Here is a 12,289-nt window from a genome sequence, read left to right on the forward strand (position 1 = left end):
CAGACAATGACTGTGACCACTGAAGACCGGGCGCCGGGCGCCCGTCCGCTCCCACGGCTGAAGCAGCGGTACCGGGCGGAGATCGCGCCGGCGCTGAAGGAGGAGTTCTCCTTCGGCAACGTCATGCAGATTCCGGGTGTCGTGAAGGTCGTCGTGAACATGGGTGTCGGCGACGCCGCCCGGGACGCGAAGCTCATCGACGGCGCGGTGCGGGACCTGGCGGCGATCACCGGCCAGAAGCCGGCCGTGCGGCGGGCGAAGAAGTCCATCGCCCAGTTCAAGCTGCGCGAGGGCATGCCGATCGGGGCGAAGGTCACCCTGCGCGGCGACCGGATGTGGGAGTTCCTCGACCGGCTGGTCTCCATCGCCCTGCCCCGCATCCGCGACTTCCGCGGGCTGTCCCCGAAGCAGTTCGACGGTGCGGGCAATTACACCTTCGGCGTGGTCGAGCAGTCAATCTTCCACGAGATCGACATCGACCGGATCGACCGGGTTCGGGGCATGGACATCACGGTCGTGACCACCGCGACCACCGACGACGAGGGCCGGGCGCTCCTGCGGGCGCTGGGCTTCCCCTTCCGGGAGAACTGAGCAGATGGCCAAGAAGGCACTGATCGAGAAGTCGAACCGCAAGCCGAAGTACGCGGTGCGCGGCTACACCCGCTGCCAGCGCTGCGGCCGGTCCCGCTCGGTGTACCGGGTGTTCGGGCTCTGCCGGGTCTGCCTGCGCCAGATGGCGCACCGCGGCGAGCTGCCCGGCATCACCAAGAGTTCCTGGTAACCAACCAGGGCGCCGTATTCCTACCAGCGCCACCCCCGCATTCCACCCGATCGCGGCAGGCCCACCGCACGGTTGCCGATGAAATGTCCGGCTCCGGTGGGAACCGCCGTGAGAAAGGCGTCACGCCATGACGATGACCGACCCGATTGCGGACATGCTCACCCGTGTTCGTAACGCCAGCCGGGCGTACCACGACAACGTGGTGATGCCCCACAGCAAGATCAAGACTCACATCGCCGAGATCCTCCAGCAGGAGGGTTACATCTCCAGCTGGCGCGTCGAGGACGCCACCGCGGCTGGCGGCGTCGGCCACACGCTGGTCGTCGAGCTGAAGTACGGCCCGAACCGGGAGCGTTCGATCGCCGGGATCAAGCGCATCAGCAAGCCGGGCCTTCGGGTCTACGCCAAGGCGACGAACCTTCCCAAGGTGCTCGGGGGTCTGGGCGTCGCGATCATCTCGACCTCGTCGGGTCTGTTGACTGACCGGCAGGCGAACAAGCGGGGCGTGGGCGGAGAAGTCCTCGCCTACGTCTGGTAAGGAAGGCGAACGATGTCACGGATCGGGCGCCTGCCCATTCCCGTCCCCAGCGGTGTCGATATCACCGTCGAGGGACCCACTGTCACAGTCAAGGGCCCCAAGGGCACCTTGAGCCACACCGTTGCCGAGCCCATCACGGTCGGCCGCGAGGACGGGCAGCTCGTCGTGGCCCGTCCCGACGACGACCGCCGGTCCAGGGCGTTGCACGGGCTGACCCGCACCCTGGTCGCGAACATGGTCATCGGCGTCACCGCCGGTTACTCGAAGACCCTGGAGATCGTCGGGGTCGGTTACCGCGTCCAGGCGAAGGGCTCCGACCTGGAGTTCGCGCTGGGCTACAGCCACCCCGTCCCGGTCAAGGCCCCCGAGGGCATCCGCTTCGAGGTGCAGGCCCCGACCCGCTTCGTGGTCCACGGGATCGACAAGCAGCTGGTCGGTGAGGTCTCCGCGAAGATCCGCGGATTGCGCAAGCCTGACCCCTACAAGGGCAAGGGCGTGCGGTACCAGGGCGAGGTCGTCCGCCGCAAGGTCGGGAAGACCGGGAAGTAGGAGATAGATCATGGCAGTGAGCCTCGGCGCCAGCGCGAAGCGGCGGACAGCCAAGCTCCGTCGGCACACCCGCGTGCGCAAGAAGGTGGCCGGCACCCCGATCCGTCCCCGGCTCGTCGTCACCCGGTCCTCGCGGCACATCTACGCCCAGGTCATCGACGATGTCGCCGGGCACACGCTCGCGTGGGCGTCCACTCTGGACGTGTCCCTGCGCGGCGGGGACGGCGACAAGTCGGCCCAGGCCCGCAAGGTGGGCGAGCTCCTCGCCCAGCGGGCGAAGGCCGCCGGCGTCGACGCCGTCGTGTTCGACCGCGGCGGGCGTACCTACGCCGGCCGGATCGCCGCGCTCGCGGACGCGGCGCGGGAAGGCGGTCTGGACTTCTGATGACCGCCTCGCGATCGGCCAGCCAGGCCACCCAGGCCGGTCAGGCCACCCAGGCCGGTCAGGCCACCCAGTACAGCCAGAACAGGGAGATGTTCTAGATGCCAGGCCAGCAGCGCCGCGGCGGCAGCTCCGGCGGCTCCGACCGTCGGGAACGCCGGGACCGGTCGGGCGGCGGCCCGGCCCAGGAGAAGAACGCCTACGTCGAGCGGGTCGTCGCGATCAACCGCGTGGCCAAGGTCGTCAAGGGCGGTCGTCGTTTCAGCTTCACCGCACTCGTCGTGGTCGGTGACGCTGACGGAACCGTCGGCGTCGGCTACGGCAAGGCGAAGGAAGTCCCCGCCGCCATCGCCAAGGGCGTCGAGGAGGCCAAGAAGCACTTCTTCAAGGTGCCTCGGATCGGCTCGACGATCCCGCACCCGGTCCAGGGTGAGGAGGCGGCGGGCGTGGTCCTGCTCAAGCCGGCCTCGCCTGGTACCGGTGTGATCGCCGGTGGTCCGGTGCGCGCCGTGCTGGAGTGCGCGGGCGTGCACGACGTGCTGTCGAAGTCGCTCGGCTCGTCGAACCCGATCAACATCGTGCATGCCACGGTGGCCGCTCTGCGCGGGCTCATGCGGCCCGAGGAGATCGCGGCCCGGCGCGGCCTGCCGCTGGAGGACGTCGCGCCGCCGGCGATGCTGCGGGCCCGGGCGGCCGCTGGAGCGGGTGCCTGATGGCGAAACTACGCATCACGCAGATCCGGTCCGGGATCGGTGGCACCCACAACCAGCGGGCGACGCTGCGGACCCTCGGGCTGCGCAAGATCAACGCGTCGACCGTCCGTGAGGACCGTCCCGAGGTGCTCGGGATGATCAGGACCGTGACCCATCTTGTCCGGGTCGAGGAGGTGGACTCCTAATCATGGCCGAACTGGCGAAGACCGAGACGGCTGACGCCGAGGCGACGGCGACCGACCGTGGCCGCGGCCTGAAGGTGCACCACCTGCGCCCGGCGCCCGGCGCGCACCGCAAGCGCATCCGGGTGGGACGCGGTGAGGGCTCCAAGGGCAAGACCGCCGGCCGTGGCACCAAGGGCTCCAAGGCCCGCAAGCAGGTGCCCGCCCGGTTCGAGGGTGGCCAGATGCCGCTGCACATGCGGCTGCCGAAGCTGAAGGGCTTCACCAACCCGGCCCGGGTCGAGTTCCAGGTGGTGAACCTCGCCGCTCTGGCCGAGCTGTTCCCGGACGGCGGTGAGGTGACCAAGGCCGACCTCGTGGCGAAGGGCGCCGTGCGCCCCAAGCTGCCGGTGAAGATTCTTGGTAACGGTGACATCGAGGTCGCGCTGCACGTCAGCGCGGACGCGTTCTCCGGCTCGGCGCGCGAGAAGATCGCGGCCGCCGGCGGGAGCGTCACCGAAGGCTGAGCAGTAGGCAGGCGGGAGCGGCCCGAAGGGCGTCGCTCCCGCCTGTTGTGCATCCGGGCCGCCCGCGGGCGGCGGGCGGCGGTAGGCAGTGCGCACCGGCATCAGCTGGTTCTTCCCGGCCACCGCTGCTTACCGGGCGTGATGTCCGGACGAGTGGACCGGGTGTCCTGTTACAGTCGCCTCACCGACGTCGACGGCCAGCTGCTGACGTCGCCGTCGCACCGGGCAGGATGTCCACTTCCCGTCGGTCCGCAATCCCCCAGCAGGAGGAGACGTGCTCACCGCCTTCACGCGGGCATTCCGCACTCCTGACCTGCGTAAGAAGCTGCTGTTCACCGTCGGGATCGTGGTGCTGTTCCGGTTCGGCAGTGTCATGCCGTCGCCCGGCGTCTCCACCAGCGCGGTCAACACCTGCCTCAACGCCGCGAGTGCCGACAGCCGCAACGTCTACTCGCTGATCAACCTTTTCAGCGGCGGTGCGCTGCTGCAGCTGTCCATCTTCGCGCTGGGCATCATGCCGTACATCACCTCGAGCATCATCATCCAGCTGCTCGTCGTAGTCATTCCCCGGCTTGAGCAGCTGAAGAAGGAAGGCAGTGCGGGCGAGCAGAAGCTCACCCAGTACACCCGATACCTGACGATCGCGCTGGGCGTCCTGCAGGCGACCGGCATCGTGGCCCTGGCCCGCAGCGGCCGGCTGTTCCCGAACTGTTCGTCGGCGATCATTCCGGACACCAGCCTCTTCCGGATCGTGACGATCGTGGTCACGATGACGGCCGGCACATCGGTGATCATGTGGATGGGCGAGCTCATCACCGCCCGCGGCGTCGGCAACGGCATGTCGCTGCTGATCTTCACCTCGATCGCGGCCCGGCTGCCGTCGGAGGGCACCAGCATCCTGCAGGTGGCCGGTGGCGTGGTCTTCAGTCTCGTGTTGCTGCTGGGCCTCGCGATCGTGGTCTTCGTGGTGTTCGTGGAACAGTCGCAGAGACGGATCCCCGTCCAGTACGCCAAGCGCCTCATCGGCCGGCGGATGTACGGCGGCACCTCGACCTATCTGCCGATCAAGGTCAACCAGGCCGGCATCATTCCGGTCATCTTCGCGTCGTCCCTGCTCCAGCTCCCGCAGCTGGTCGGACAGGTGTGGAGCAACCAGACCTTCCAGGACTTCGAGCAACGTTATCTCTCGCGCGGCAACCATCCGCTCTACCTGGTGACCTACTTCGCACTCATCATCTTCTTCACCTACTTCTATGTTGCGATCACCTTCAACCCAACGGAGGTCGCTGACAACATGAAGAAGTACGGTGGTTTCATCCCGGGCATCAGACCGGGCAACCCAACAGCGGAGTACCTCAAACACGTACTTGACCGGATCACCCTCCCAGGATCCCTCTTCCTCGGAGCGATCACGGTCCTGCCGTTGGCACTGTTGAACCTGACCAAGGACCAGCCGTTCCCCTTCGCGGGAACCTCGGTTCTGATCATGGTGGGGGTAGGGCTGGAGACCGTGAAGCAGATCGAAAGCCAGCTCATGCTCCGCAACTACGAAGGTTTCCTCCGGTAGTGCGTCTCGTACTGGTGGGACCGCCCGGTGCCGGAAAAGGTACTCAGGCCGCGTTCATAGCCCAGGCGCGGTCCATCCCCAAGATCTCCACCGGGGACATTTTCCGAGCGAACGTGCGACAGGGAACCGAACTGGGCGTCAAGGCCAAGACCTTCATGGACGCTGGCGACCTCGTCCCGGATGAGATCACCATCGGCATGGTCCGTAACCGCCTCGCTGAGGACGACGCGGTGAAGGGCTTCCTGCTCGACGGCTTCCCGCGCAACGTGCCGCAGGCCGAGGTGCTCGGGCAGATGCTCGACGGGATGGGAACCCGTCTCGACGTCGTACTCGAGCTCGTCGTCGACGACGACGAGGTCGTGCGGCGGCTGTCCGGGCGGCGAACCTGCCGGAACTGTGGCCACATCTGGCACCTCGACTTCGACCCGCCATCGGTCGAGAACGTCTGTGACCGATGTGGCGGGGAGCTTTTCCAGCGCGACGACGACCGGTCCGAGACCGTGCGCCACCGGCTCGAGGTGTACGCGGACCAGACGTCGCCGCTCGTGGCGTACTACGCCGAGAAGGGCATCCTGATCGGTATCGACGCCACCGGCCCGGTGGACAACGTCACCGACCGCGCGCTCGACGCGTTGCGGCACTACGCCGACTGACAGCTGGTACGGCCTGCCGCGGGCTCGAGACGCGTGCGGCAGGCGCCAGCCCGGCGCGCCGACCCGGCGGACCCGGCTCGGTCCTGGCGCTGGTGCGATGATCGGCGCGAGCGGCCTGCCGGCGGGGACTAGCATCGGAATACGGACCAGCACACGGACACAGACCGGGGCGAGAGCGTGGCGCGACGAGAGCACGTCCAGATCAAGACGGCGGCTGAGATCGCCAAGATGCGCGTGGCCGGCCTGCTGGTGGCCAAGACCCTGGCCCGGCTGCGCGAGGCCGTCGCGCCCGGCGTCACCACCGCCGACCTGGACGCGCTGGCCGAGAAGACGATTCGCGCCGACGGCGGGATCCCGTCGTTCAAGGGTTACGCGCAGCCGCCCTACCCGGCGTCCATCTGCAGCTCGGTGAACGACGAGGTGGTCCACGCGATCCCCAGCCGCAAGCGGGTGCTGCGCGAGGGCGACATCATCTCGATCGACTGCGGCGCGATCGTCGACGGCTGGCACGGCGACGCGGCGATCACTGTCCCCGTCGGCGAGGTCCCGCCCGAGGTTCTCGCGATGATCGAGACCTGTGAGGGCTCGCTGTGGGCCGGCCTGGCGGCCGCCCAGCTCGGCGGCCGGCTCACCGACATCAGCGCCGCGGTCGAACGGCACATCAGCCCGAGCGGCCACGGCATCGTCGACCACTACGGCGGCCACGGCATCGGCACCGAGATGCACCAGCCCCCCCACGTGCTCAACTACGGCCGTCCTGGCCGGGGCATCCGGCTGGTCGAGGGGCTCGCGCTGGCGATCGAGCCGATGATCACGATGGGCTCGCCTGACACCAAGGTGTTGGCCGACGACTGGACGGTCGTCACCGACGACGGCAGCCTCGCCGCCCACTCCGAGCACTCGGTGGCGATCACCCACCGTGGGCCGTGGGTGCTGACCGAGCCGGACGGCGGTGTCGCCCGCCTCGCCGCCCTCGGGGTGGCCTGCGGGCAGCCGACCGACGCTCCGACCGGCATCGGCTGAGCCTGGTTGGCCCTTGACGGATGGGCCACGTACACTCTTCAGTTGGCGGTCTTCTCACGCCGGTGTGCTCCACCGCGTCGATAGCAGTCCTGTAAACGTGGCAGTTGCGGTCGGTGGCAGTGTGGTCGGTGGTCGGGGTGTCCTCGCGGGCGCTGCGATCCTGGCCTGAGTCGTCCCGGGCTTCCGGGGCGGTTCGACCGGTCGCGGCTGACCCGCCGGCTCAGTCGTCGACGTCAGGACAGCGGAGGACATGCCGAAGAAGGACGGGGCCATCGAGATCGAGGGCCGAGTTGTGGAGCCACTCCCGAACGCCATGTTCCGGGTCGAACTCCAGAACGGTCATCGCGTTCTCGCCCACATCAGCGGGAAGATGCGTCAGCACTACATCCGGATCCTGCCGGAGGACCGCGTCGTGGTCGAGCTCTCGCCCTACGACCTGTCCCGCGGTCGCATCGTCTACCGCTACAAGTAGCTCGGTCGGCTCGCGCCGGCCTACCGCACCACCCCTTCGTCCGGTTCCACCCACGCCACGCGCGGCCCACGGCTGCGCAGGAGGTTCGCAACAGCCGTGAAGGTCAAGCCCAGCGTCAAGCCGATCTGTGACAAGTGCAAGGTGATCCGCCGTCACGGCCGCATCATGGTCATCTGCGAGAACCTTCGTCACAAGCAGCGTCAGGGCTAAGTTCCTGACGGGTGGGTTCTCCCCGACCCGGCGTGGTGCCTGCGCACCTCCGGGTCACGGGCGAGGATCCCCACAGTCAAGCGATGCCAGGCGTCCCGCCACGCGGGATGTCCCACCCCTGGTCGGAGGCCGGGGCCCGGTCGGCGTGATGCCGGTCGGGGCGGCATCGCCCGAGACCTCCGGTTGCAGGAAGGAAACATCGGTTCATGGCACGCCTTTCTGGCGTCGACCTTCCCCGTGAGAAGCGGGTCGAGATCGCTTTGACCTACATCTTCGGGATCGGCCGCACCCGCTCGCGGGAGACTCTCGCCGCCACCGGGGTCAACCCCGACACGCGGGTGCGTGACCTCAGCGAAGAGGAGATCGTCCGCCTGCGCGAATGGATCGACGCGAACTACCGGGTCGAGGGTGACCTCAACCGGGAGATCAAGCAGGACATTCGCCGCAAGATGGAGATCGGCTGCTACCAGGGCCTGCGCCACCGGCGCAACCTCCCGGTCCACGGTCAGCGCACGCACACGAACGCGCGTACCCGTAAGGGCCCGCGTCGCGCCATCGCCGGCAAGAAGAAGGCCGGCAAGAAGTAGTCACCGGCGCCCGCCGGGCGGTTCCGCCCGTTTCTGGACGACCGCTGACCGACGACCTCGCACACGGAGATCACACGCGAAGATGCCTCCCAAGACGCGCGCTGCCGGCGCCAAGAAGGTCCGGCGCAAGGAAAAGAAGAACGTTGCCCACGGGCACGCTCACATCAAGAGCACGTTCAACAACACGATCGTCTCGATCACTGACCCCTCCGGGAACGTGATCTCCTGGGCCTCCGCCGGCCACGTCGGCTTCAAGGGCTCGCGGAAGTCGACTCCCTTCGCCGCGCAGATGGCCGCTGAGAACGCGGCCCGCAAGGCGCAGGAGCACGGCATGCGCAAGGTCGACGTGTTCGTGAAGGGTCCGGGCTCCGGCCGGGAGACCGCGATCCGCTCCCTGCAGGCGGCGGGTCTCGAGGTGGGGGCGATCCAGGACGTCACCCCGACTCCGCACAACGGTTGCCGTCCGCCCAAGCGGCGCAGGGTGTGACCGTGCGGCGTGGCGACCAGGGCCGGGGCGAGTGCCTCGGCGGAGTCGCGGCGTCGCGTCCGAGTTCGCGCCAGGAAACGAAAGAGAAGGATTAGATGGCCCGTTACACCGGCGCGGACTGCAAGCGTTGCCGCCGCGAAAAGACGAAGCTGTACCTCAAGGGCAGCAAGTGCGACACCCCGAAGTGCCCGATCGAGATCCGGCCGTACCCGCCGGGCGAGCACGGCCGGGGCCGCACGAAGGACTCCGAGTACCTCCTGCAGAAGCGCGAGAAGCAGAAGTGCGCGCGGATCTACGGGATCCTCGAGAAGCAGTTCCGTGGCTACTACGACGAGGCGAACCGTCGCTCCGGCAAGACCGGTGACGAGCTGCTGAAGATCCTCGAGTCGCGGTTGGACAACGTCGTCTACCGGGGCGGCTTCGCGCCGTCGCGGGACGCTGCCCGCCAGGCGGTTCGGCACGGCCACGTCGTGGTCAACGGCCGCAAGGTCGACATCCCGAGCTACCGGGTCAGCGAGAACGACATTGTCGAGATCGCCCCGAAGGCGAAGGAGCTCACTCCGTTCGTCATCGCTCGGGAGACCGCGGGCCAGGGCCGGACGGTTCCGGCGTGGCTGGAGGTTCTCCCGACCCAGATGCGGATCCTGGTGCACTCCCTGCCGGCTCGGCAGGTCATTGACACCCAGGTCCAGGAGCAGCTGATCGTCGAGCTCTACTCCAAGTAGGGCGGCACTCCCAAGTCAGGGCAGTACTCCTCTCTGTTCGGCCCGGCGACCGCGACCTTTCTGGTCGTGGCCGCCGGGCCGGAGGCACACTGGAGAGGTGTCGGGTGTCGGCGCCGCGTGCGCCGACACCGCGGACGGGGCGGACCGATGTCCCGTCCGCCGGCTCCCCGTTGATCGGGGAGCCAGCACATCGCGGCGTCATATGGCGGGCGCCGTGGCCGGAAGGATCACACCATGCTGATCGCTCAGCGTCCCACCCTCGTCGAAGACCCGATCTCCGAGTTCCGGTCGCGTTTCGTGATCGAGCCGCTCGAGCCGGGCTTCGGCTACACCCTCGGCAACTCGCTGCGCCGGACCCTGCTGTCCTCCATCCCCGGTGCCTCGGTCACGAGCATCCGGATCGACGGAGTGCTGCACGAGTTCTCCACGGTGCCGGGCGTCAAGGAGGACGTGACCGACCTGATCCTGAACCTCAAGGAACTGGTCGTCAGCTCCGACAACGACGAGCCGACCGTGATGTACCTGCGCAAGCAGGGCCCCGGTGAGGTCACGGCGGCGGACATCGCCCCGCCCGCCGGCGTCGAGGTGCACAGCCCCGAGCTGCGTCTCGCGACGCTGAACGACAAGGGCAAGCTCGAGATCGAGCTGACCGTCGAGCGTGGCCGCGGCTATGTCAGCGCGGCCCAGAACAAGCAGGCCGGCCAGGAGATCGGGCGGATTCCGATCGACTCGATCTACTCCCCGGTGCTGAAGGTGACCTACAAGGTCGAGGCGACCCGCGTCGAGCAGCGCACCGACTTCGACCGGCTCATCGTCGACGTCGAGACGAAGCAGTCGATCTCCCCGCGGGACGCGATGGCGAGCGCCGGCAAGACGCTCGTCGGCCTGTTCGGGCTGGCGCAGGAGCTCAACGCCGAGGCCGAGGGCGTGGACATCGGCCCGTCCGCCGCAGACGCGGCGCTGGCGGCCGACCTCGCGCTGCCGATCGAGGAGATGGACCTGACCGTCCGCTCCTACAACTGCCTCAAGCGCGAGGGCATCCACACGATCGGTGAGTTGGTCTCGCGCAGCGAGGCCGACCTGCTCGACATCCGCAACTTCGGGCAGAAGTCGATCGACGAGGTCAAGACGAAGCTGGGCGCGATGGGTCTGCAGCTCAAGGACTCCCCGCCCGGATTCGACCCGCGTCAGGCCGTCGACACCTACGGCACCGACACCTACAACGCGCCGTTCTCCGACCCGCACGACGACGGCGCGGAGTACGTCGAGACCGAGCAGTACTGACCTTCACGAGGCCCCCGCGGCGGCACGTCGCGGGGGCCTCGACGACCTCCGGTGGCACACGCCGCCGTCCTGTAGGCGGGCAGCCTGGCGGGACAGTGAAAGGAACGAGGAGCACTCATCATGCCCACGCCAACCAAGGGCGCCCGGCTCGGCGGCAGCCCCGCACATGAGCGGCTGCTGCTGGCCAACCTCGCCACCGCGCTGTTCGAGCACGGCGGCATCACCACCACCGAGGCGAAGGCGAAGCGGCTGCGGCCCTACGCCGAGCGGCTGGTGACCTTCGCCAAGCGTGGCGACCTGCACGCGCGGCGCCGGGTCATGCGGCACGTGCGGGACAACTCGGTCGTCCACACGCTGTTCACCGAGATCGGCCCGCGTTACGTGGACCGCAACGGCGGCTACACCCGGATCATCAAGCTGGGTAACCGCAAGGGCGACAACGCGTCGATGGCGCGCATCGAGCTGGTCGAGGCGCTGACCGTCGGACAGCAGGCCGTCGGCGAGGCCGAGCGGGCCCGCGGCACCCGGTTCGCGCCGGGCCGCAAGCCCACCGGTGCCACCGCCGAGGCCGCGGAGGACCTGGCGAAGGAGTCGCCGACGGCCGCCGCCGTCCACGCGCAGTCCGCCGAGGCCACCCCGTCCGCCGAGGCCACCCCTACCGCCGAGGCCGAGGCGACGCCGGCGAGCGACACGGGTTCGACCGAGTCGGACTCCTGACCCGCCCGGTCCCGCCTGCGGCGTGACCTGACGGAATTTCGCACCGTGAACTAGATCGGTGCTGGCCCGCCGCCCCATGATGGGCGGCGGGCCTTCGCCGTTGGCGCACCGTGCCGCCCGTCGCGGGCCGGGCGTCTGCCCGCGCCGGGCGGATACCAGCGCCGCACCCGCGGACGGGGAGGAACAGATGCCCGAGGACCCGGCAACCGGCCTGCGCGCGCCGCACGGCCTGCCCTCGGTGGCGGGCAGCCCCGAGGGGCTGGTCCGGCTGCGGCTGGACATCTCCTACGACGGCACGCCGTTCGCCGGCTGGGCCCGCCAGCCAGGGCAGCGGACCGTCCAGGGCGACGTCGAGGACGCGCTGATCCGGGTGACGCGGCTGCCCGCGGTGCGGTTGACCGTCGCCGGCCGGACCGACTCCGGGGTGCACGCGCTGGGGCAGGTCGCCCACGTCGACCTGCCCGTCGAGGTGCCGCTCGGCGGCCTGGCCCGCCGGCTCAACGGCGTGCTTGACCGGGCGATCCGGGTCACCGGTCTCGCGCCCGCCGCCGCCGGATTCGACGCGCGGTTCTCCGCGTTGTCCCGCCGCTACCTCTACCGCATCACCGACGCGCCGTTCGGCGCCCAGCCGCTGCGGCGCTTCGACACCCTCACCTGGCCGCGCCCGCTGGACGCGGCGGCGATGGCCGCCGCGGCGCTGCTGCTGGTCGGTGAGCACGACTTCGCCGCCTATTGTCGCCGCCGCGAGGGCGCGACGACTGTGCGCACGCTGCTGCGCCTCGACGTCACCCGGGGCCCGGGCGGCGTGCTGGGCGCCGACGTCGAGGCGGATGCGTTCTGCCACTCGATGGTGCGCGCGCTGGTCGGCGGGCTGCTCGCGGTCGGCGAGGGCTGCCGGCCACCGCAGTGGCCC

General features: G+C 69.1%; 19 protein-coding genes. All 19 read left to right on the plus strand.

Features of this window, described 5'->3' with window-relative positions; all coding sequences use genetic code 11:
- Positions 1 to 6 precede the first annotated feature (6 nt).
- A complete protein-coding gene (gene rplE / locus MXD58_RS01635) occupies positions 7 to 591 on the plus strand; it encodes a 50S ribosomal protein L5 (protein ID WP_248838707.1) in 585 nt (194 codons plus the stop codon).
- Positions 592 to 595: 4 nt separating this feature from the next.
- A complete protein-coding gene (locus MXD58_RS01640) occupies positions 596 to 781 on the plus strand; it encodes a type Z 30S ribosomal protein S14 (protein ID WP_011602308.1) in 186 nt (61 codons plus the stop codon).
- Positions 782 to 908: 127 nt separating this feature from the next.
- Positions 909 to 1,319 carry a 30S ribosomal protein S8 gene (rpsH, locus tag MXD58_RS01645; RefSeq protein ID WP_248819704.1) on the plus strand — a complete coding sequence of 137 codons (411 nt, stop codon included), beginning with the start codon at positions 909 to 911 and terminating at the stop codon, positions 1,317 to 1,319.
- Between the two features lie 12 nt (positions 1,320 to 1,331).
- Positions 1,332 to 1,868, plus strand: coding sequence for a 50S ribosomal protein L6 (gene rplF / locus MXD58_RS01650; RefSeq protein WP_248838708.1), 537 nt, complete (start codon positions 1,332 to 1,334; stop codon positions 1,866 to 1,868).
- 10 nt (positions 1,869 to 1,878) lie between these two features.
- A complete protein-coding gene (rplR, locus tag MXD58_RS01655) occupies positions 1,879 to 2,253 on the plus strand; it encodes a 50S ribosomal protein L18 (RefSeq protein WP_248838709.1) in 375 nt (124 codons plus the stop codon).
- 98 nt (positions 2,254 to 2,351) lie between these two features.
- The gene (gene rpsE / locus MXD58_RS01660; RefSeq protein WP_248838710.1) at positions 2,352 to 2,963 is read left to right on the plus strand and encodes a 30S ribosomal protein S5; all 612 of its coding nucleotides are present in this window, start codon (positions 2,352 to 2,354) and stop codon (positions 2,961 to 2,963) included.
- Positions 2,963 to 3,148, plus strand: a complete 186-nt coding sequence (gene rpmD, locus MXD58_RS01665; protein WP_248819708.1) for a 50S ribosomal protein L30 — start codon at positions 2,963 to 2,965, stop codon at positions 3,146 to 3,148. The genes rpsE and rpmD overlap by 1 nt, the downstream gene beginning before the upstream one ends.
- A gap of 2 nt (positions 3,149 to 3,150) precedes the next feature.
- The gene (rplO, locus tag MXD58_RS01670; RefSeq protein WP_248838711.1) at positions 3,151 to 3,651 is read left to right on the plus strand and encodes a 50S ribosomal protein L15; all 501 of its coding nucleotides are present in this window, start codon (positions 3,151 to 3,153) and stop codon (positions 3,649 to 3,651) included.
- A 274-nt stretch (positions 3,652 to 3,925) separates the two neighbouring features.
- The gene (gene secY / locus MXD58_RS01675) at positions 3,926 to 5,218 is read left to right on the plus strand and encodes a preprotein translocase subunit SecY (protein ID WP_248838712.1); all 1,293 of its coding nucleotides are present in this window, start codon (positions 3,926 to 3,928) and stop codon (positions 5,216 to 5,218) included.
- Complete coding sequence (locus MXD58_RS01680; RefSeq protein WP_248838713.1) at positions 5,218 to 5,871, plus strand: adenylate kinase; 654 nt, start codon at positions 5,218 to 5,220, stop codon at positions 5,869 to 5,871. The genes secY and MXD58_RS01680 overlap by 1 nt, the downstream gene beginning before the upstream one ends.
- A 177-nt stretch (positions 5,872 to 6,048) precedes the next feature.
- The gene (map, locus tag MXD58_RS01685; RefSeq protein ID WP_248838714.1) at positions 6,049 to 6,894 is read left to right on the plus strand and encodes a type I methionyl aminopeptidase; all 846 of its coding nucleotides are present in this window, start codon (positions 6,049 to 6,051) and stop codon (positions 6,892 to 6,894) included.
- Positions 6,895 to 7,144: 250 nt separating this feature from the next.
- On the plus strand, positions 7,145 to 7,366 hold the full coding sequence (infA, locus tag MXD58_RS01690; protein ID WP_006541558.1) for a translation initiation factor IF-1: 222 nt from the start codon (positions 7,145 to 7,147) through the stop codon (positions 7,364 to 7,366).
- 96 nt (positions 7,367 to 7,462) lie between these two features.
- Positions 7,463 to 7,576, plus strand: coding sequence for a 50S ribosomal protein L36 (rpmJ, locus tag MXD58_RS01695; protein ID WP_248819713.1), 114 nt, complete (start codon positions 7,463 to 7,465; stop codon positions 7,574 to 7,576).
- 206 nt (positions 7,577 to 7,782) lie between these two features.
- Entirely contained in the window at positions 7,783 to 8,163 is a 381-nt protein-coding gene (rpsM, locus tag MXD58_RS01700) for a 30S ribosomal protein S13 (protein ID WP_248819714.1), read from the plus strand.
- A gap of 82 nt (positions 8,164 to 8,245) precedes the next feature.
- Positions 8,246 to 8,650, plus strand: a complete 405-nt coding sequence (gene rpsK / locus MXD58_RS01705; protein ID WP_011435061.1) for a 30S ribosomal protein S11 — start codon at positions 8,246 to 8,248, stop codon at positions 8,648 to 8,650.
- A gap of 95 nt (positions 8,651 to 8,745) precedes the next feature.
- Positions 8,746 to 9,375, plus strand: coding sequence for a 30S ribosomal protein S4 (gene rpsD / locus MXD58_RS01710; RefSeq protein WP_248819715.1), 630 nt, complete (start codon positions 8,746 to 8,748; stop codon positions 9,373 to 9,375).
- A 234-nt stretch (positions 9,376 to 9,609) separates the two neighbouring features.
- Positions 9,610 to 10,659, plus strand: coding sequence for a DNA-directed RNA polymerase subunit alpha (locus MXD58_RS01715; RefSeq protein WP_248838715.1), 1,050 nt, complete (start codon positions 9,610 to 9,612; stop codon positions 10,657 to 10,659).
- Positions 10,660 to 10,779: 120 nt separating this feature from the next.
- Positions 10,780 to 11,376 (plus strand): 50S ribosomal protein L17, encoded by a 597-nt coding sequence (gene rplQ / locus MXD58_RS01720; protein WP_248838716.1) that lies wholly within the window; start codon positions 10,780 to 10,782, stop codon positions 11,374 to 11,376.
- Between the two features lie 187 nt (positions 11,377 to 11,563).
- A partial coding sequence (gene truA, locus MXD58_RS01725) for a tRNA pseudouridine(38-40) synthase TruA (protein WP_250608992.1) occupies positions 11,564 to 12,289 on the plus strand: 726 nt, incomplete at its 3' end.

This window comes from Frankia sp. AgKG'84/4, from assembly GCF_023242965.2.
Lineage (GTDB): Bacteria > Actinomycetota > Actinomycetes > Frankiales > Frankiaceae > Frankia.

Bases quoted from the DNA above. Each gene is read 5' to 3' on its own strand.
- rplE (WP_248838707.1), top strand. From the start codon at position 7: ATGACTGTGACCACTGAAGACCGGGCGCCGGGCGCCCGTCCGCTCCCA.
- MXD58_RS01640 (WP_011602308.1), top strand. From the start codon at position 596: ATGGCCAAGAAGGCACTGATCGAGAAGTCGAACCGCAAGCCGAAGTAC.
- rpsH (WP_248819704.1), top strand. From the start codon at position 909: ATGACGATGACCGACCCGATTGCGGACATGCTCACCCGTGTTCGTAAC.
- rplF (WP_248838708.1), top strand. From the start codon at position 1,332: ATGTCACGGATCGGGCGCCTGCCCATTCCCGTCCCCAGCGGTGTCGAT.
- rplR (WP_248838709.1), top strand. From the start codon at position 1,879: ATGGCAGTGAGCCTCGGCGCCAGCGCGAAGCGGCGGACAGCCAAGCTC.
- rpsE (WP_248838710.1), top strand. From the start codon at position 2,352: ATGCCAGGCCAGCAGCGCCGCGGCGGCAGCTCCGGCGGCTCCGACCGT.
- rpmD (WP_248819708.1), top strand. From the start codon at position 2,963: ATGGCGAAACTACGCATCACGCAGATCCGGTCCGGGATCGGTGGCACC.
- rplO (WP_248838711.1), top strand. From the start codon at position 3,151: ATGGCCGAACTGGCGAAGACCGAGACGGCTGACGCCGAGGCGACGGCG.
- infA (WP_006541558.1), top strand. From the start codon at position 7,145: ATGCCGAAGAAGGACGGGGCCATCGAGATCGAGGGCCGAGTTGTGGAG.
- rpsM (WP_248819714.1), top strand. From the start codon at position 7,783: ATGGCACGCCTTTCTGGCGTCGACCTTCCCCGTGAGAAGCGGGTCGAG.
- rpsK (WP_011435061.1), top strand. From the start codon at position 8,246: ATGCCTCCCAAGACGCGCGCTGCCGGCGCCAAGAAGGTCCGGCGCAAG.
- rpsD (WP_248819715.1), top strand. From the start codon at position 8,746: ATGGCCCGTTACACCGGCGCGGACTGCAAGCGTTGCCGCCGCGAAAAG.
- MXD58_RS01715 (WP_248838715.1), top strand. From the start codon at position 9,610: ATGCTGATCGCTCAGCGTCCCACCCTCGTCGAAGACCCGATCTCCGAG.
- rplQ (WP_248838716.1), top strand. From the start codon at position 10,780: ATGCCCACGCCAACCAAGGGCGCCCGGCTCGGCGGCAGCCCCGCACAT.